Source organism: Spirosoma terrae (assembly GCF_010435915.1).
GTDB classification, from domain to species: Bacteria; Bacteroidota; Bacteroidia; order Cytophagales; family Spirosomataceae; genus Spirosoma; species Spirosoma terrae.
The window spans coordinates 71,924-90,875 of sequence record NZ_JAAFZH010000001.1; the positions used below are offsets into that span (position 1 = coordinate 71,924).

At 47.9% G+C, this 18,952-nt stretch carries 15 protein-coding genes; 7 read left to right on the forward strand and 8 right to left on the reverse strand.

What is annotated here, in order from left to right:
- Window positions 1–13: 13 nt before the first annotated feature.
- Window positions 14–1,333, reverse strand: coding sequence for an APC family permease (locus GK108_RS00295; protein ID WP_163941061.1), 1,320 nt, complete (start codon window positions 1,331–1,333; stop codon window positions 14–16).
- A 533-nt stretch (window positions 1,334–1,866) separates the two neighbouring features.
- On the opposite strand from GK108_RS00295, the gene GK108_RS00300 reads away from it, so the two are divergent.
- From GK108_RS00300 to GK108_RS00325, 6 genes are all read left to right on the forward strand, one after another.
- The gene (locus GK108_RS00300) at window positions 1,867–2,523 is read left to right on the forward strand and encodes a beta/gamma crystallin family protein (RefSeq protein ID WP_163941064.1); all 657 of its coding nucleotides are present in this window, start codon (window positions 1,867–1,869) and stop codon (window positions 2,521–2,523) included.
- Window positions 2,524–2,735: 212 nt separating this feature from the next.
- Window positions 2,736–3,125 (forward strand): fluoride efflux transporter CrcB, encoded by a 390-nt coding sequence (gene crcB / locus GK108_RS00305; RefSeq protein ID WP_163941067.1) that lies wholly within the window; start codon window positions 2,736–2,738, stop codon window positions 3,123–3,125.
- 66 nt (window positions 3,126–3,191) lie between these two features.
- Window positions 3,192–4,616 carry a M14 family zinc carboxypeptidase gene (locus GK108_RS00310; RefSeq protein WP_163941070.1) on the forward strand — a complete coding sequence of 475 codons (1,425 nt, stop codon included), beginning with the start codon at window positions 3,192–3,194 and terminating at the stop codon, window positions 4,614–4,616.
- Window positions 4,617–4,828: 212 nt separating this feature from the next.
- Window positions 4,829–7,720 (forward strand): TonB-dependent receptor, encoded by a 2,892-nt coding sequence (locus GK108_RS00315; protein ID WP_163941072.1) that lies wholly within the window; start codon window positions 4,829–4,831, stop codon window positions 7,718–7,720.
- 39 nt (window positions 7,721–7,759) lie between these two features.
- Window positions 7,760–9,454, forward strand: coding sequence for an IPT/TIG domain-containing protein (locus GK108_RS00320; protein ID WP_163941075.1), 1,695 nt, complete (start codon window positions 7,760–7,762; stop codon window positions 9,452–9,454).
- 422 nt (window positions 9,455–9,876) lie between these two features.
- Complete coding sequence (locus tag GK108_RS00325; RefSeq protein ID WP_163941078.1) at window positions 9,877–10,365, forward strand: RrF2 family transcriptional regulator; 489 nt, start codon at window positions 9,877–9,879, stop codon at window positions 10,363–10,365.
- 69 nt (window positions 10,366–10,434) lie between these two features.
- On the opposite strand, the gene GK108_RS00330 is transcribed toward GK108_RS00325, so the two are convergent.
- Window positions 10,435–11,949: a DUF4301 family protein gene (locus GK108_RS00330; RefSeq protein ID WP_163941085.1), complete on the reverse strand. Its 1,515-nt coding sequence runs from the start codon at window positions 11,947–11,949 to the stop codon at window positions 10,435–10,437.
- 217 nt (window positions 11,950–12,166) lie between these two features.
- Here GK108_RS00330 and GK108_RS00335 point away from each other — a divergent pair, with 217 nt between their 5' ends.
- The gene (locus GK108_RS00335) at window positions 12,167–12,880 is read left to right on the forward strand and encodes an HAD family hydrolase (protein WP_163941088.1); all 714 of its coding nucleotides are present in this window, start codon (window positions 12,167–12,169) and stop codon (window positions 12,878–12,880) included.
- Window positions 12,881–12,903: 23 nt separating this feature from the next.
- Here GK108_RS00335 and GK108_RS00340 read toward each other — a convergent pair whose 3' ends face one another.
- The 6 genes from GK108_RS00340 to GK108_RS00365 all read right to left on the reverse strand — a co-directional run bounded on the left by GK108_RS00340 (window position 12,904) and on the right by GK108_RS00365 (window position 18,837).
- Window positions 12,904–13,689, reverse strand: a complete 786-nt coding sequence (locus GK108_RS00340) for an amidohydrolase (protein WP_163941091.1) — start codon at window positions 13,687–13,689, stop codon at window positions 12,904–12,906.
- Window positions 13,690–13,769: 80 nt separating this feature from the next.
- Window positions 13,770–14,342, reverse strand: a complete 573-nt coding sequence (gene def / locus GK108_RS00345; protein ID WP_163941093.1) for a peptide deformylase — start codon at window positions 14,340–14,342, stop codon at window positions 13,770–13,772.
- Window positions 14,343–14,382: 40 nt separating this feature from the next.
- Window positions 14,383–14,808, reverse strand: coding sequence for a Holliday junction resolvase RuvX (ruvX, locus tag GK108_RS00350; RefSeq protein ID WP_163941096.1), 426 nt, complete (start codon window positions 14,806–14,808; stop codon window positions 14,383–14,385).
- A 103-nt stretch (window positions 14,809–14,911) separates the two neighbouring features.
- Window positions 14,912–16,069 carry an XdhC family protein gene (locus tag GK108_RS00355; protein WP_163941098.1) on the reverse strand — a complete coding sequence of 386 codons (1,158 nt, stop codon included), beginning with the start codon at window positions 16,067–16,069 and terminating at the stop codon, window positions 14,912–14,914.
- Between the two features lie 66 nt (window positions 16,070–16,135).
- On the reverse strand, window positions 16,136–18,334 hold the full coding sequence (locus GK108_RS00360) for a xanthine dehydrogenase family protein molybdopterin-binding subunit (protein WP_163941101.1): 2,199 nt from the start codon (window positions 18,332–18,334) through the stop codon (window positions 16,136–16,138).
- Window positions 18,331–18,837 (reverse strand): (2Fe-2S)-binding protein, encoded by a 507-nt coding sequence (locus tag GK108_RS00365; RefSeq protein WP_163941104.1) that lies wholly within the window; start codon window positions 18,835–18,837, stop codon window positions 18,331–18,333. Before GK108_RS00365 ends, GK108_RS00360 begins: the two co-directional genes overlap by 4 nt.
- Window positions 18,838–18,952: the final 115 nt, after the last annotated feature.

The following is an 18,952-nucleotide window of genomic DNA, read 5'->3' on the forward strand; positions in this document are numbered from 1 at the left end:
CGTACCCCCGGTCTTAGCCAAGGGTATTTTTTTGCTTGATGAGCCGATAAATAGGATAGCTGACCGCAATGAAACCAATAGCATATAAGCTGCTGGAAAAATCGCCTATCACGACACCGATCAGAAAAGCAAGTGAGGCTATCAGCAAAACCCAGGTGGAGAAGGGATAACCCCAGGCCCGTACCGGGCGAAGCAAATCGGGCTCGGTCTGTCGTAGCCGGATCAGAGCCGCAAAGCTGGCTGCGTAGCACAGCACGAAGAAAAACGTTGCAATATCCGACAGCTTGTTATACGTATTGGTCAGGATCAGGATAATGGAGGTTGAGGCCGTCAAAATTGTAGCGTTAATGGGTGTGCCACCTTCGTTGACCTGATTGACAAACGGGAAAAATAACCCATCGCGACCCATCGCAAAAATAACGCGTGGATTGAACATAATCTGGGCGTTGATGATCCCCATAATCGAAATCATCAGCAGGAACGTAACGACCTGCGCACTGCCGGGTCCGAACAAAAGCTGCACCGCGTCGGCCGCTGGTAGTTTGGAACTGGCCAGCGTTGGTAGCGGTAATACGTATAGCAGAGCCAGATTAACCAGTATATAAATACCAATGATTAGCAGTACGCCAATAATCATGGATCGGGGCAGGTTACGACTGGGGTCAACGTCTTCTTCGGTAAAGTAGGCGGCCGTATGCCAGCCGTCGTACGTATAAAAAACAGATTGCAGCGCTGCCAGAATACCAAGCCAAAGGCCTCCTTCGGCTACGGGCCGAATTGTTTCGGCCGAAACGACGACGGGTTTGTCGGGCGTAACAACAAAACAAACAATTACAAAGGCAATAAGGGCGACGGCTTTTAGAACGCTCATAATCTCCTGGGCGCGACTGGCTAATCGAACTCCAACCGAGTGAAAGGCAACGAAAGCTATCAGGATACTAATGGCAATCCATTTCTGATAAGCCGACAGCGAGGGAATCAGTAAGGTTGTGTATTCACTCATGACAGCCGCTCCAAAAGCCATGGCCGATACACTACCCAGCCAACTGCTGATGCCGATCACAAAACCTGCATAGTTCCCAAACGCACGGCGGGCGTATACGTACCAGGCCCCTGCCTGCGGAAGCATAGTACCCAATTCCATAACGGACAAGGAACCGGCCAGGGCGTAAAGACCAACCACCAGCCAGACAATAATAATCAGCGTTGGATCGCCAATTTCCTGGGCAATGGGTCCCGGCTTACGTAGTATACCGGTTCCGACAGTTCCGCCAATGGTTACAGCAATGCCGAAACCGACACCTAATAATTTTTTAAGTTGGTTCTGAGCCATAGGAAGGCGGAGAAGCAGGAGTGGGTTATCCTACAATGATAACAAAAAAACGGCTTATACGCGCTTCTGCCACATATCTGGCCGTAGATACGTATCTATCAGAAACGGAGTAATCATTAGCACATCACTTATCTGTTAGCGATGACACTATCAGCTAAATCTGTTATTCAGCTCTGTTGAGCAGGCTTATCGGGCGGTCAGTTATGCATGTATTGCTGATAAGCGAATACTATAAAATTTATAGTATTGTCTTTTTCGTAGGTAATAATAGTTTTCTGGATATCGTTAACAGGCTATTTAAATGGTCATTAACAAAAAGGTAAATTTTGAAAAATAGACTGCAAATGGCACCAGAAAATCAACCGGTTATCGAGAGAAGCTAATATCCGTTTTAACAGTTAGTGAGAGTTTGTAGTTTGTTTGTTAGAAAAGTACAATTTGTTTGGTTAAGCGCTGTTCTGAAACGTGAGCATTTTATACGGGTTCGTGAACGAGAGTGCTGAATTTCTTAATTACACTATACTATGTTTATCATGAAAGCCGTAAAGGCTACGTTTATTGCTGCTTTCCTCCTTTGCAGTGTTGCTGGGTTTGCTCAGCAAATGACCCGTAATCGTTTGAATCAGAACGATACAGAAGTTCGTTTTTTTTCCCGCGATAATTACCGGGGAGACCAGAAGCGCCAGGGTGAAGGAGACTCTCGTTCCGTAAACTGGCTCATTAATTCAATTCAGGTGCCCAGTGGTTATGTTGTTGAGGCTTATGCGCAGGAAAATTTCCGAGGGCAGTCTACGCGTTACGTAGGTAATGTAACTCGGATAAGTACGCCCATCCGCTCGCTACGTATTACTCGGGAAACGAGTACCAAGCGTCCTGATTTTTCAAATGACCGGGGCCGCAACCGCAACCAGCGTCCGGGCAGTAATGGCAGAGAGGTGCTTCTGTATGCCGATATTAATTATGGAGGAGGTTCGCTGGCTTTGTCAGAAGGCCGTTACCGGGGTTCGGCGCTTCGCAATCTGGCCCGTCAGGTGTCGTCAATCAATATACCGGTAGGATATAAAGTGCAGGTTTATGATACGGATAACTTCACCGGCAATTCGTATACATTTACCACTAGTGCGAACGATCTACGGACCGTTTCCTGGAACGACCGCGCTGCGTCGATCATTATTTCGAGAGGTCGTTAATACTGGCAACAAAAATAGAAGTCTCTATACCGCAACAAGCGAGGCAGTGCGTATAAAAATCAATGCGTAGGATCGTAATCCTACGCATTGATTTTTATACGCACTGCCTTCGATTAGCCCCGGTTTATGTAATACCAGCTTTGACAAAGTTTTGAACTTTGTCAAAGCTATGACTGCCACGCACAATCATCGTTTTTCGTAAGTTTGTCCGTATGAGAGCATTGCTGACACAGCCTTATGTATTAGTTTTTGTGGGAGGTGGCATTGGAAGTTTACTACGTTACCTGGCAGGTCGATTCATTCCCGCAACGCTGGCCGGAATTTCATTTCCAACATCGATCCTACTTATCAACAGCCTGGCTAGTGGGCTTCTTGGCATCGTTTCGGGCTGGGCATTGACCCGTATTGCTGGCGAAGACGTACGCTTACTGGTAGGGGTTGGCTTTTGCGGAGGGCTCAGCACGTTTTCGAGTTTCAGCTACGATACCGCTATCTTGATCCAGAATGGTCGCTTATGGGTAGCCTTGCTAACTATTATTCTGAACGTAACAATCTGCCTGATTGCCTCATTTAGCGGGCTGTATGTAGGACAAAAAATATAATTTTGCCGAAAGCCAGCAAACGCGCACGGTAATCAGTTGTGCCAGTGGCTGACTATCAATCTGTACATGACCTCAACCGCTTTTTTGTCTCAGGATATAGCTCGTCGATTATACGACGCCCATGCTACGTATCAGGAAAAAACCTTTACGCATCGTCGGTTTAAACATAAAGACATCGTGCCTTTGCTGGATGCTTTGCGCAGTCAGCAGCCATTTACAGTCAGTCAGATAGGAGAGTCGTTAGAGAAACGATCGATCTATCAGGTTAAAGCGGGAAACGGGCCGGACAGCGTATTGCTATGGTCACAAATGCATGGTGATGAAGCCACGGCAACGATGGCTCTGTTCGATATTTTCAACTTCCTGAAAGCCAGCAATGATGGATTCGATGAGTTGCGACAAACGATTCTGACTAATACGTCATTGTATTTTGTGCCAATGCTTAATCCCGATGGGGCAGAACGGTTCCAGCGCCGAACGGCAACGGACATCGATATGAATCGCGATGCGCTACGGCTGCAAACACCCGAAGGAGCTTTGTTGAAATCGTTACAGCAAACGTTACGTCCTCTCGTTGGTTTCAATCTCCACGATCAGAATCCGCGCTACAGCGTGGGTAAAACGGGTAAACAGGCTGTTATGTCGTTTCTGGCTACCGCCTATGATGAGGAACGTAACGTGAATGAGGTACGCGAGCGATCAATGAAGCTCATTGTTGGCATGAATCGCGTGTTGAGCCAGTTCATACCTGGTCAGATTGGACGTTTCGACGATGAGTTTGAGCCGCGTGCGTTTGGCGATAATATTCAGAAGTGGGGAACAACGCTGATTTTGGTCGAATCGGGAGGCTACAAAGGTGACCCCGAAAAAATGGCCATTCGCCGGTTAAACTTTGTCGCTATTCTAACGACTTTGCTGGCCATAGCGGAGCATTCATACCAGCAGGAAGATACAAGCCAGTATCAAACCATCCCCGAAAATGGTCGTCTGCTTTTCGATGTACTGATACGTAACGCAACGGTTTGGCACAATGGGCACCCCGTAATGGTTGATATTGGCATCAACCACAATGAAGTGAATGTTGATGAGGCAACGGATTTTCGCTATAAAAGTACAATCGATGAGATCGGCGACTTATCTACGTTCTGCGGTCTGGACGAAATCGATGCGACAGGCTTAACGCTTGAGCCAGCTGGTGAGTATCAGGCAAGCTTGAAATCCGTTGACGATCTGACAGCGATTGATCTGTTGAGCCTGCAGCGTGAAGGTACGCTGGTGTTCAGAAGTCAGGAAAAGCCCCAAACGGACTTCCTGGATCTGCCCGTTCATGTTCTGTACGAAGGTGATTTTCCCGCGAAGCCGCTTCTGATCGATCAGATTCCGACCTTCCTGTTAAAACAGAACGAACAAATTATATACGCCTTCGTGAATGGTTTCTGTATTCAGAAGGCGAACATGACGGAGAAACGTAGCAATGGCATAGCCGAATAATCAGGAGCTAAAAAGATAATAAGCAGGGCAGTAAGAAACTATTGTATGGCATTGGCAGAATATTGTTATTCGTGTTACGTAATAGTTAAGATTCTGTCTTTTAGGGGATTAGGTTTAGGGGTAAATGTAATTCAAGCGTAACATTGGCATAACGTTGGCGTAATATTGGGCAGGTAGTTTTGCGACGCGAAAAGCGACTCCAAATTACCAATATGAACCGAAACGTATTACTCATTCTTTTATCTCTCTTCTCCACTGCCGTTCTGGCACAAACCGGTACTGTCCGAGGAATCGTCAAGGACAGTAAAACAAAAGAAGCACTTATTGGCTGTACGGTACGTATCGATGGCACGCAACTGGGGGCAACAACCGACATCGAAGGCAACTTTGTACTAGCCAACGTACCGGCCGGAACCCAAAAAGTTATTATCTCCTACATTTCGTATCAAACGAAAGAGATTCCGAATGTTCGTGTTGAGTCGGGTAACACAACCGCCATCGAAACCGAACTCGACGAAGAAGGAAAATCACTTCAGGAGGTTGTGGTTCGGGCCAATCGCGCAACGAACACCGAAGTAGCGGTCATTACCGAGATCAAGCAGATGAAGCCGATTGCGGTCGGAATCTCGGCCATGCAGATCCAGAAATCGCAGGATCGCGATGCCGCTGCTGCCATACGGCGGGTGCCGGGCGTTAGTATCGTCGACAATCGGTTTGTTCTGATTCGCGGTTTAGGAACCCGTTATAACTCGGTTCTGATTAACGATGTCGTTACGCCATCGACCGAAGTAGAATCACGTTCGTTCTCGTTCGACATTGTACCGAGTAACATTCTCGACCGGATGATCATCTACAAATCCGGATCGGCAGAACTTCCCGGCGATTTTGCGGGTGGCGCTATTAAAATTTATACGAAACGTCGGCCCGATCAGAATTTTACTGACGTTGGTTTTACGCTTGGTTACCGCGCAAACACTACGTTCCAGAACGTTCAGACGCACACACGTAGTGGCCTCAACGTATTAGGGTTGTGGGGAGCCGATCAGCAAATTCCCAGCAGTTTCCCCGCTCGTTCCGGCGATTTCAATAATCTGAATGCTGCTCAGCGTGCTGCCTATGCCCGGTTATTGCCGAATTCCTGGGGATTGACTAGCTCCACAGCTGCTCCGGATGTTCGTTTTGCCTTCAACGTGGGTCGTCGTTTTGATGCCGGTAACGTTCGGATCAGTAACCTGACCAGTATCAACTATAGCCTCACGAATCAGCTTACGAACGTCGACTTCAATATATATGATAACGGCGCCGTAGCGAACACGATTTCGCAACAATATAAAGACACGAATTTTGCCCGAAGTTCGAGACTAGGTCTGCTGCATAACTGGACTTTCCGATTCTCACCAACATTTACACTGGAATGGAAAACGCTGGTGAACCAATTGAGTTCAACCGAAACCGTTGTACGTAACGGACGTAACATCGATGATGGTAATGTCGATATTCGTAGCTACTCCGAACGCTTCGAAAACCGGACCATCGCCACAACGCAGCTTGCAGGTGAGCATTCGCTGAGTGAGCTGAGCAAATTTAACTGGATCGCCAGCTATGGCTATTCGGGTCGCTGGGAGCCAGACTGGAAACGGGCTCGTTATATCCGCCCTTCGGGGTCAATGGGTTCCGACGGACAGCCTGAACCCTATCGGTTGGTTACGCCAGCCGCGCCAAACCCAATTGATGTTGGACGTTTCTATTCAAAGCTGAACGAGGACGTATACTCTGTTATCGGTAACTACGAACATACGTTTGGCAACCCAACCGATCGGGAGCCCAACCGGATCCGTGCCGGTATCTACGGCGAACGCCGTAATCGTGACTACTCAGCCCGTTTTTACGGATACAATACCATTGGTAACGCATCAGCTGTAACGGTCCGGGATATCAACAGCATTTTTGCCCCCGAATACGTAACGGGTCAGCCTGGTGGCTTATCGCTGCTGGATGGTACAACCGATCTGGATTCGTACAGAGGTTACAATACGTATGGTGCCGCTTACGCCAGTGGCGACGTAAACATTGGGCCAAAAGCAAACCTGACGTTGGGTTTCCGGGGTGAATACAACCTTCAGGATTTACGGGTAACGATTGGTGGAGTTGAGCGCAAGCTGGTCGACAACCCCATCTTCAGCCCACTACCGTCGCTGAACTTTACCTATAAACTCAATGATCGTCAGAATCTGCGTCTGGCTTATTCGGCAACGGTTAACCGGGCAGAATTACGTGAGTTAGCGCCGTTTAGCTACTTCGATTTCAACCTGCTGGCTGTTGTTCGCGGTAATCCAGAGCTGAAAACGGCAACGATCCATAATGCCGATGCAAAATGGGAGTTTTACCCAACGCCTAACGAACTGATTTCGGTTACGGGTTTCTATAAGCGATTCCAGAGCCCGATTGAAACGTTCCTGTTGCCAACAGGTAATGGATTCTCGTACTCATTCATCAATGCCGAAAGCGCTCAGAACTACGGTGTAGAACTGGAACTAAGAAAAGGCTTCCAGAACTCAGCGAGCCGATTCCTGCAAAATATCCAGCTTGTTGGTAATGCGTCAGTAATTCATAGCCGGATTAGCCTTGGCCAGACAGTACGTGCCCCAGATCTTAGCGGAACCGTACAAAACATCGATCTGACCAACCTGACCGATAGCGAGCGCCCATTGGCTAACCAGTCGCCCTACCTGATCAACGCCGGAGTCTATTACGCAGAAGAGAAGACGGGTTTGCAATGGAACGTACTCTATAACATTTACGGCCCCCGGATTTTCGCCGTGGGTACACGTAACAACCCAACCATTTACGAGCTGCCACGTAGCGTCATTGACCTCAATATCAGTAAAACCTTCAATAAGCAACTCGACGTACGGCTAGGTATTCAGGATGTTCTTAATCAGGCCGTACGTTATGCGCAGGATTTCAACGGCGACGGACGTATTGGCAAAGACTTAACATCGCAAAACGCAACAGCCGATCAGACCATCCGGCGCTTCAAACGCGGACAATACGTTACGCTGACAGCTGTGTATACATTTGGCCGACGTACGGTAATTCCTTAATGCGCTTCTAGTCAATTGTTTAACTCAATCCAATTCCTTATGAATCAATTAAAACGCTGGCACTATCTGGTTCTTCTCGTAGGAGGTATCTTCGCAATGATGTCTTCCTGTAAGAACGACGAACAGCCTGCTCCGGTCCTGAGCATTACGAGCATTAGCCCAACCTCGGCTCCGGTAAACTCAACGGTTACGATTACGGGTACAAATTTTAATACAACACCAAGCAGCAATACGGTTGTTTTCGGTACGGTTTCAGCATCGGTTGTAGCTGCTACATCTACCCAACTAACTGTTATTGTACCTGCCAATGCCGGATCGCCTGTTTCAGTTTCGGCTAATGGTGCAACGGCCACAGGACCAGCGTTCAGCCTGGCAGCTAAACCGGTTGTTACGGTGGTTGGATCGGTTTCTGCCAACACAACCTGGTCGGCTGGTACGGTCTATGTATTACGTGGTTTCGTGTACGTATCGAATAATGCTACGTTAACAATTGAGCCTGGTACCATTATCAAAGGGGCTACAAGAGATCAGGACCCTGAAGGACAAAATAGAGGAGGTACGTTAATTGTAGAGCAGGGCGCTAAACTGATCGCACAAGGTACAGCAGATAAGCCTATTGTATTCACGTCCAGCAAAGCACCGGGTCAGCGTACGTATGGCGACTGGGGTGGCGTAGTGTTGATTGGTAAGGCTCCTCACAACCGTCCAGGTAGCCAGCAGCCAGAGGGTGGTATCCGTGGTCAATTGGGCACCTTTACGGACGAGAACGATAACTCCGGGATTCTGAAATATGTACGTATTGAATTCGGTGGTATTGCGCTTACGTCATCAGCCAATAGTGAAATTAACGGTCTGACGCTCTACGGTGTAGGCCGTGGAACAACCATCGATCACGTGCAGGTGTCTTATAGCGGTGACGATTCATACGAATGGTTCGGCGGTACGGTAAATGCTAAATATCTGGTAGCGCACCGTGGCTTCGACGATGATTTCGATACTGACTGGGGTTTCACGGGCCGGGTGCAGTTTGCTCTATCGCTACGTGATCCACAAGTAGCTGACCAGTCGGCTTCGAACAGTTTCGAGTCAGATAACTTCGCTAACGGTGAAAATGCGGCAGGAACGCCATTGTCGGCCAATAATGGTTTGCCGCTTACACAACCAATTTTTGCTAACGTAAGTAGCTTTGCGTTCTCTGGAACACCAAGTACAGCGTCTACGTCGGGCACGGGTGGTAGCGGTTCGTTCCAGTCTGCCATGCACCTGCGTCGTAACACCGCTATCAGCATCTATAACTCTGTATTTGCTGGCTGGCCAGAAGGTCTTCGCCTGGATGGTACAACAACAGGTACGTTGAATAACGTTAACACGGGTGCTCTGGATCTGCAAGGTATTACGGTGGCTAATTCGCTGACCGCCGTACGTGGTGCTGGTTCAATCACGAACGATCAGGCAACGGCATTCTTCAACACGACTGCTAAAAAGAACACAGTAATCGCTTCCAGTGATTTGCCTACGTTGTTGTTGAACGCCAATAACTTTAATCTGACAGCTCCTAACTTCCAGCCACAGGCTACGTCGCCATTGCTGGTGGCCGCTAATGCGGCTACGGGTGGTAAACTGAGCGACAGCTTCTTTACGTCTGCCCCATACCGGGGAGCGTTCAATGGTACTGACAACTGGCTAGCCGGTTGGACCAACTTTGATCCTCAGAATACAGATTACGACAAATAAAAGATTCAAAACAATTTTCATATTGGTGTCGCATGAAAGGGCCGGTGCTTTGCGCCGGCTTTTTTCTTTTAATGAGCGCTAATTAACGTCAGAAACTGATCCCATACTATACGTCACTGACCGCGTTTGTGGCATCAATTGATGTAGCCCAAGAAGTTGAGTTGAGCTAAAATAGGATGTATAGAATCCACAAGAAAGATCGTCTGCGTGTTACCTAAGTCAGAAAATCGCGTCTAACACCCAAGTAAATCTATTGAACTTTAAGACAGTAGATATACCTTGTATCCATGTAGGGCGACTATTTATAACGAGTGTAGAGCAGCCTGGCGATATTTACTCGATATAACGACCCTATAATCTAGCTTACTTAAGTGATTTCCACCTAATAATCCGTGTTGTCAAACCCTAAATCACCGTAGCAAATGATTTCCAAAAAAGCCAAATATGCCATTAAGGCACTTAAGGTTCTAACTGAAGAGTATGGAAAAGGGCCTGTACTGATTTCCTATATTTCAGCTAAAGAAAATATTCCTAAAAAGTTTCTGGAGGCCATTTTACTAGAACTTCGGAATCATGGAATCTTACAAAGTCAGAAAGGGAAAGGTGGTGGTTATCTGTTACGAGTTGATCCAGGCCGAGTTAATCTGGCGCAGGTTTTGCGCGTGATCGATGGTCCAATAGCACCTACTCCGTGCGTCTCGTTTAATTTCTACGTGAAATGCGACGATTGCAATGATGAAGTTACGTGCGCGCTTCGGCCAATTATGGAACGAGTTCGGGACGCGAATCTGGGCGTATATGAGAATACGACTTTGTTGGCTTTTCAGAATCTAGAACTGATTAATACAAAAGAGATTGCAATCGCTTCTGTAGAATTGGCCGAACCAGCCACCGATCGAATGTCTGCCTGATTTTACGTTTCTCAAATGCAAAAAGCCCGATAACGTCTATCGGGCTTTTTGCATTTGAGAAACGTATGACTAGTTTCCGGGCTGGTGCTCTTTACGTAGCAAGTCATTGACGGTCTTAACGGGGTTGAACGTAATGAGCGGTACTTCTACGAACATAGTATTCCAGTCGGCCATAGCCCCATTCCATAGGCCAGGTAGTTCCTGAGCTTTTAGGTCCTTCCCGTCTTTTGATTTGGCCGTGATGAAGCCTGTTTGCGGATCGCGATAGTCCGTTAGATTATACTTCTTGCCATCACGATCTTTGAGGCCACAGACCAGATCGACGGGGTTGAAATGGGTTGCACCGTCGAAAATAGATTTTTGTTGTGGATTAGCCAGATCAATCTGAGCCGATTCTACCACCTGCAACGACACCGATCCATCCTGATTTTTTGCCCAGAATGGTCCGCCACCTGGCTCTCCTACATTTTTTACCATACCGCATGCGCGTACCGGACGATCTAATTTTTTGCGGAAATACGCCAGCTTTTCGTCTGTCGATAGCGTATCAAACCCATCCGGAGGAAGCGTAAACAGCGTTCGGCGTAACAGTTCATCGGCTTCGGCCAGGTACCCTTCGCTAACATCATCCGTGGCGAGTAGGGTTTGCAGACGGGCAATTTGCTGCTGGGCATCTAACAAAACAGCCGCCAGTACTTTCTTATACGTAACGGTTTGTTCTTTGATCTCGTCGGGTACTACGTTGTCGATATTCTTGATAAAGACAATATCGGCGTCAATATCATTAAGATTTTCGATCAAGGCACCGTGCCCAGCCGGACGGAATAACAGCGACCCATCGGCATTCCGAAACGGCGAATTGTCCATATTAACGGAAATCGTATCAGTCGATTTTTTCTGCTCCGAAAAGCTAATGTCGAACGTAACACCCAGCCAGGCTTCATAATCCGCTTTCTGCTCATCAATGAGTTTTTCAAAGCGCTCCCGATGTTCTGGCGAAACCGTAAAGTGAAGTTTAACCAGGCCATCTGAATTGGCATACGCGGCTCCCTCCACCAAATGTTCTTCTACCGGTGTTCGGGGCCCATCAATGTAGCGATGGAATTTCAGCAATCCTTTAGGCAAACTGCCGTAGTCCAGGCCTTTGTTGGTCAATAAAAACTGGAGAACTGTCTGGCGATCGTTGTCGGCTACTGCTTTGTCGAGATCCAGGCCTTCCTGCGCCATAGCCGCTTTCAGGTCTTCGTAGAAAGCGAAGTCGGTTATGCGGGCAAATACCTCGTCGGTCGATTTATCGGATTTGCCATCAAGAGCCGCAAAAAGTGATTTAAACATGCGCGTGGCTGCTCCCGAAGCCGGTACGAATTTGACCAGGTCTTTTTCGTGAGTTGCTTCGTCAAACCGATGGATATAGGCGGCTAACTGGTCCTCGTCAACTCTGATAATACCGTCGCCGATCGTAGCGGCCTTGATTACGTTAAGGTATGGGAAGCCCTGTACGAAATAGTTTATCTGTTCGTCAATCTGACCGGTGGATACGCCCTGTGCCAGAAATTGTTGCTGATCTTGCTCAGTAAATTGCATAAGGGAATAGAAGTAATGACGTTAGGAACGATCGGCAAATTGGCTATTTCACCAATCGGACGCAAATCAAATTTTATAGAAGTTTGGTAATTTAGTTATTCGGTAGACAATGGCATCAAAACGTCAGTGGTATGCTTCTAACAGACTATTGACTTGTTTGTTTTTCGCCAATGCGCCCCAAAATGAATCACTTTTTACGCTAAAACCTTAACTAGCCATGAAACTAATTGCTTTCGACGCTGATGATACGCTATGGGTCAATGAGCCAAATTATGTCAATGTTAAAGAAAAACTGTGCGAACTGCTAGCTCACTACGTAGATCAGGACGTATTGACCGACCGCTTTTATGATGCACAGATCCGAAATCTTCATATGTATGGTTACGGAGCCAAAAGTTTTATTCTGTCGATGGTTGAAACGGCTATCGAGTTAACCGATGGGGCCATTACAGGCCGCGAAATTCAGCAGATAATTGATACGGGCAGGAAATTAATTGATTTTCCTATCGACGTATTCGACGGCATTCACGAAGTGCTGGAAATACTATCGAAGGATTTCGACTTAATGGTATTAACTAAGGGTGATCTGTTCGATCAGGAAAGTAAAATTGCCCGCTCCGGGTTGGGCCATTTTTTCAAACATGTTGAGATTGTGAGCGAGAAGAATGAGCAGTCGTATCAGCGTATTCTTGATCGATACGGCGTAGCACCGGCTGATTTTATTATGATCGGCAATTCACTTAAATCGGATATTCTGCCGGTTGTACATATCGGTGGCCGGGCCATTCATATTCCTTACTCGATTACGTGGGCGCACGAACGCGTGGCCGATGAACAATTGGTTGGCAAGTCGTTCACTACGTTGGCAAGTGCCCGTGAGTTACTGGCCTGTTTTCAGAAAGGTTCTCCCGTTTCGGAGAACATCAACTGATACAGCGTTCGGCTATTGATGCTTTATAGATGGAGGGCAAATTCGTCGGCATCCAGATTGGCTGGGAATTTTTCCCGGAACGAACGTAGCGCATCAATGGAAAGCGTCTGTTGATAAATGGCTTCGGTATCGGAATGACGATATACTACGTCGCCTTTAAAATCGATAAGCGCCGAATCGCCTGTGTAGGTATTACCGTTGTCATCGACGCCAACTCGATTGACACCCACTACGTAGCTCAGATTTTCGATGGCACGGGCCTGTAGCAGTGTATTCCAGGCAGTACGTCGGGCAGCTGGCCAGTTTGCTACGTAGAGGAGCAAATCGTAGGCAAAATCGGTTGAGTTGTTTTGACGATTACGGCTCCAGACCGGAAAGCGCAGATCGTAGCAGATAAGCGGGCAAATACGCCAGCCTTTCCATTCTTTAATGATTCGACGGGGGCCTGATGTATAGACTTTATCTTCGCCGGCCATTCGGAATAGATGCCGTTTATCGTAACTATCGAACTGGCCATCGGGCTGCATCCAGATCAGTCGATTAAAGTAATTACCCGCTTCATGCACTACGTAGCTGCCTGTTACAACGGCACCGGTTTGGGCGGCCATTTGTTTCAGCCAGCGGAACGTAGTAAGATTAGGTGGTTCTGCTACGTTCGAGGCATCCATCGTAAAGCCGGTTGTAAACATTTCGGGCAGAACGATCAGATCGGTAGGTTCGGGCAGTGAAAAGATACGTTCCTCCAGGGCCGCTCTGTTAGCCACAGAATTATGCCAACTAAGATCAGTCTGGAGGAGGGTAACGTGCATAGTAAGCTGGAATAGAGAATTGCCCCAATCAGGGATAGTATGAGTGATATTCCTGATTGGGGCGCTATATAGGCATATGGTTATTTAGGGAATTTCATTCGATATTCTGCATCCGTTTTCCCTTTGGTGATGTCGGTTAGTTTCCGTTTTATCAGCTGACGGCGTAGCGAAGGCAGATAATCCGTAAAAAGCTTTCCTTCCAGGTGGTCATATTCATGTTGAATAATCCGGGCGGCCATACCGTCAAATTCTTCCTCATGTTCCTGCCAGTCGGTATCAAAATACCGAATCACAACAATTTCGGGCCGGAACACTTCGCCCCGAATCCCCGGAATACTTAAACAGCCTTCTTCAAAGCCCCAATCGTCACCCGCTTCTTCAATAATCTCTGGGTTGATAAAGACCTTTTTAAAGCCCACCAGTGATTGGTCTATGTCTTCTTCCGCTTCGCCTTCATTGAGCGGATCGCCATCGACAACAAACATCCGAATACTCTGACCAATTTGCGGAGCGGCCAGGCCAATGCCCGACGCAGCATACATGGTCTCAAACATATCGTCACTTAATTTCTTTACGTCGATACTGCCAGGCTCAATGTCCTTGGCCCGTTTCCGTAATACTGGGTCGCCGTAGGCAATTATTGGGAGAATCATAATTTTTATTGTCCGAACCGGGATTGAGCAGATGCGAGGGTCAATTCCGGTTCAGCTGTTTGCTTTCCATATACGATTGGAGAATAATGACAGCACTGACTTTGTCAATATTGCCTTTCTCGCGTCGGTCTTTTTTACTGCTTCCACCCGCAATCATAGCCTGGAGGGCCATGGCTGACGTGAAACGTTCATCATGCCAATAAACGGGAATAGCAGGTAATGCGTTCTGTAAATGGGTGACGAACTTACGGACTCGGGGTGTATTGTCTGTATCCGTTCCATCTAATCGTTTGGGTAAACCGACGATAAAGGCGTCAACCGGTTCCCGCTCCACATAAGCCTTCAGGTATTTCAACAGTTCATGCGAGGGCACCGTTTCCAGCGCCGACGCAATGAGTTGCAAGGGATCTGTAACAGCAATACCAGTTCGTTTTGCCCCGTAATCGATAGCTAATAGTCGTGCCATTTGAACGACAAAGGTACGATATTGCCCGCAGTTTGAAGATTCTTTTTGTTGTTAGGCATGAGTTAATGCCAATGCCATAGCTGCTAATAAGGATGAGCCAGCATTATCGGCCAGATTCATCTAAAATCTCGGCGTCGGCGGATCGGTGCTGATTAGCGAGCTGCCTTTCGTGAATCGGGCCCGACTTGTCTTTCAAAAAGCCTCCGGAGCCTTTCGTGAAAAACGCCTTAATTTCGGCCATCATAGAGAGAGCTATCTCATCAGGAGTCTCGGCACCGATGTCTAGTCCAATTGGCGCATGAACCCGGCTTAAGGATTCTTCTGTAAACAGAAGCCCATCTTTCCGAAATTCGTCCTGCATCTTATCAAACCGTTTACGTGGGCCCAGCATACCAATGTAGGGGATATCTGTCGCCAGCAGCGATTGCAGTACGGCTCGATCGTAATTGAAATTATGCGACATCAGAACAGCGGCTGTCCGATTGGTGATCGTAATTTGATCCAGAACTGCCTGCCGGTCGGCATACAAAACGCAGGTAGCGACCGGGAACCGTTTGGGAGATAAGTGAGCGATACAATCGTCGGTGACCGTTACCTGCCAGCCCAGTTCCCGAGCTAGTTTGGCCACTGGGACCACGTCGTAACCAGCGCCGAAAATTACTAATTCAATACCTGGGTCGATTCGCTCAATAAATACATCGGCGCTGCCCGTATCAACCGTGTATGTCTGGTTCAGGGGTTTCCCCGTGCCAAGCACCAGTTGCATGTCGTTTTGTAGCCAATCAGGAACCAGACTAGTGCTTGAATCCGTCAACACAAACCGATTGCTGGGGCTAAGATGAGTGCCAGTACTTTTCAGAACGGTTGCCAGGACGCGCACATCTCGTTTTTGAGAGAACTCCTGAAGAATAGCAATGGGATTTTGCGGGTCAGTAGGGTTAATCGGCTCAATCAGAATATCGATGATGCCATTACAGCCCAAACCCACGCCAAAGCTATTTGCGCCATCGTCCATGGTGTCATACGTAACAACAATTGGCAGGCCATCAAGCATCACCTGACGAGCCTTACGTAGTGCATCTCCTTCCAGGCAGCCTCCGCTGATTGCTCCTTCCCAGCGGCCATCGTCGGTAATGAGCATTCGGGCCCCTGGTCGTCGGTAGGATGAACCTTCAACCCATACGACTGTTGCCAACGCAGCTTTTCGCTGAGAAAAATCGATTTGGTCAAAAACTTCGACAATGCGGGTTATTTCTTTCATGATTCAATAATGGGAAGATTACACCTGTACTGTTCTTGCTTGAAGAACTACAGATAAACGTTACGGTTAGACTTTCTCTATATCAAACGGTAACCGTCGGATGCGTTTACCGGTAGCTGCAAATACGGCGTTAGCTAATGCAGGAGCTAGTGGCGGTAGGCCTGGCTCACCAACACCTTTAATGGTAGAGCCTCCTTCGGCTAAAATGAGTACGTTCACTTCCGGCATTTCGTGGATACGTAGCATTCTGTTTTTGTCGAAGTTAGTTTCGACTGCCTGCCCCTTTTCGAACGTAATACTATCTTTTGTGGCCGCCGTTAGTGCCATTGCAATAGCTCCTTCCACCTGGGCTTTAACAGTATCGGGGTTGACAACGGTACCAAGGTCAATAACACAATAGACTTTGTCTACTTTTACGCCACCACTGTTTGTTTTTGACACCTCAACAACCTGGCCTGCTAAACCGGCGAAAAATTCCCATTGAGCCACACCCCGTCCCTTTCCAGCGGGTAACGGTTTATCCCAGCCAGATAGTTCTTTGAGTTTTTGCAGGACGCGTTTTGTGTCTGAATCCTTTGTCAGCATAGCCAGCCGGAAATCCATAGGATCTTTTCCGGCTTTATGAGCCATTTCGTCCAGAAAGCACTCGTGGGAAAAGGCTAAAGTTGAACTGGTTACCGAGCGCCAATACGAGAGAGGGATATGTATGTCTGCATGAACGTACTGCGTGCTTACATTCGGAATCTCGTATTTCTGCTCGCTGGTGCCTTCAAGCATAGTGCCATCAGGCTTGGTTTTGTCGTACGTTTCGCCCATCGTTGCGTCGATGGACGGCGAAATAACTTTGTGTTGTAAGGCTATAGCCTGGCCATTGGCTGATAAAGCGCCCCGCATGGCCGAGAACGTCATGGGGCGGAAGGGCCCCTGAGTCGTATCGTCTTCACGGGTCCAGACTACCTTTACGGGTTTACCGATGGTTTTGGATAGGAGAGCGGCTTCCGTAGCGAAATCCTGCGTCAATCGCCGTCCAAATCCACCACCATTGAACATAATGTGTACGTTGATGTTGTCGGCCGGAATCTTTAGGACTTTGGCCACTTCATCCCGAACCAGATCGCCCCCCTGCGAAGAAACCCACAGATCGACCTTATCACCAGCCTGATAGTGAGCCAGGGCATTCATCGGTTCCATCGTCGAATGGCTGACGATGGGTGTTTCGTAGAAAGCTTCCAGTTTAACGGGTGCCTCGTTGAAAGCCTGATTGAACTCGCCGGTTTTATGTCCTGTTACGCCCTCATTTTTAGCTAAGTCGCGAAGTTTGTTTTCAAAGTCAGCGGTACTGAATGAATCGTAACCATTGTGGTTCCATTGTATTTTAAGCGCCTTTCGGCCTTTGAGGGCCGCCCAGTAGGTATCCGCTACCACTGCTACGCCTTCATAACGGTTCTTGCCAACCACCCGCTCCACTTTGACGGCTTTCTGAACGCCTTTCACTTTTAGGGACTCTGAGGCATCGAAGTTCACTAGGTTACTACCTAATACCGGACACCGCTCAACAGATGCATACAGCATACCGGGCAGTTTACTATCAATGCCAAACATAGCCTGGCCCTTAACCTTCATAGGGGTATCTGGACGAGGAGCTGATGTGCCTAAAATCTTGAAATCGTTTGGATCTTTTAGTTTAGGTTCTTTTGGAACCTCAAGCGTAGACGCTACGTCTACCAGTTCGCCATAGGATAGCTTTTTGCCGGAAGGACGATGGAATACGCTGGCTTCTTTAGCGTAGCATTCCTCCGTTGGTACGTTCCATTGCTGACTGGCAGCCTTGATCAGCATATCGCGGGCCGATGCACCTATTTTGCGCATCTGAAAGTAACCGCCCCGAATGGAACCACTTCCGCCAACCGCCTGTGACCATAATCCTCCAAATTTGGTTTCACCACCCGTTTGCTTGATAACAACGTTGTCCAGCGAAACTTCCAGTTCTTCGGCTATCAAGGCCGGAACCGACTGATACGTTCCCTGACCAATTTCGGGGCGGGGATTCATGAGGGTAATACGTCCTGATTTTTCGATCAGAACGAACGGAGTAAGCTCGTGGGCGTTCGCTAAGGTCAGTTCTGGACCTGTGCTTACATTGAGTATCGGACCCGCCATGGTTTCACTGGAAAAACAGCCTAACACAAAGGCGCTACCGGTTATACCAGCGGCTTTTAGAAAGCTTCGACGGTCTATTCCATTCTGTATCGGTTTGCTGCTCATCGTTTGCCAAGTTTAGGAGTGGATTTAGGCGATTTTGCTGGGGTTGCAATATCGGCCGCAGCCGAATGAATAGCCTGACGAATGCGATTATACGTGCCACAACGGCATATATTGCCCTGCATGGCGGCATCAATATCGCTGTCTGTAGGTTTAGGGGTTTGTTTAAGCAGTGCTACCGCCGACATGATCTGCCCTGATTGGCAGTAGCCACACTGAGGTACCTGATGAGCGACCCAGGCTTTTTGAACGGGGTGGTCACCCTCTTTAGAAATGCCTTCGATGGTGGTGATTTTCTGTCCTACAGCCGCCGATGCCGGAAAGCTACACGAACGAATTGGACTGCCGTTTAGATGAACTGTACAGGCACCACACTGGGAAACGCCACAACCAAATTTAGTACCCGTAAGACCAACAACATCGCGGATGACCCATAGCAGTGGCATGTCTGGATCAATATCAACGGTATGGGCCTGGTTATTGATCGTTAATTTTATCAGGGACATAGCTTCATTCATATATGGCTACAGTTCACATAGACCGTAACACGTTGCAGAATAGGCATGAAAGATAAGCATTTGTCGGCAGATAGTTGTGGCGTAAGGTAGCCGAATTGAGTGC

Bases quoted from the DNA above. Each gene is read 5' to 3' on its own strand.
- GK108_RS00335 (WP_163941088.1), top strand. From the start codon at position 12,167: ATGAAACTAATTGCTTTCGACGCTGATGATACGCTATGGGTCAATGAG.
- GK108_RS00355 (WP_163941098.1), bottom strand. From the start codon at position 16,069: ATGAAAGAAATAACCCGCATTGTCGAAGTTTTTGACCAAATCGATTTT.
- GK108_RS00365 (WP_163941104.1), bottom strand. From the start codon at position 18,837: ATGTCCCTGATAAAATTAACGATCAATAACCAGGCCCATACCGTTGAT.
- GK108_RS00330 (WP_163941085.1), bottom strand. From the start codon at position 11,949: ATGCAATTTACTGAGCAAGATCAGCAACAATTTCTGGCACAGGGCGTA.
- GK108_RS00295 (WP_163941061.1), bottom strand. From the start codon at position 1,333: ATGGCTCAGAACCAACTTAAAAAATTATTAGGTGTCGGTTTCGGCATT.
- ruvX (WP_163941096.1), bottom strand. From the start codon at position 14,808: ATGGCACGACTATTAGCTATCGATTACGGGGCAAAACGAACTGGTATT.
- GK108_RS00310 (WP_163941070.1), top strand. From the start codon at position 3,192: ATGACCTCAACCGCTTTTTTGTCTCAGGATATAGCTCGTCGATTATAC.
- GK108_RS00360 (WP_163941101.1), bottom strand. From the start codon at position 18,334: ATGAGCAGCAAACCGATACAGAATGGAATAGACCGTCGAAGCTTTCTA.
- GK108_RS00300 (WP_163941064.1), top strand. From the start codon at position 1,867: ATGAAAGCCGTAAAGGCTACGTTTATTGCTGCTTTCCTCCTTTGCAGT.
- GK108_RS00340 (WP_163941091.1), bottom strand. From the start codon at position 13,689: ATGCACGTTACCCTCCTCCAGACTGATCTTAGTTGGCATAATTCTGTG.
- crcB (WP_163941067.1), top strand. From the start codon at position 2,736: ATGAGAGCATTGCTGACACAGCCTTATGTATTAGTTTTTGTGGGAGGT.
- GK108_RS00320 (WP_163941075.1), top strand. From the start codon at position 7,760: ATGAATCAATTAAAACGCTGGCACTATCTGGTTCTTCTCGTAGGAGGT.
- def (WP_163941093.1), bottom strand. From the start codon at position 14,342: ATGATTCTCCCAATAATTGCCTACGGCGACCCAGTATTACGGAAACGG.
- GK108_RS00325 (WP_163941078.1), top strand. From the start codon at position 9,877: ATGATTTCCAAAAAAGCCAAATATGCCATTAAGGCACTTAAGGTTCTA.
- GK108_RS00315 (WP_163941072.1), top strand. From the start codon at position 4,829: ATGAACCGAAACGTATTACTCATTCTTTTATCTCTCTTCTCCACTGCC.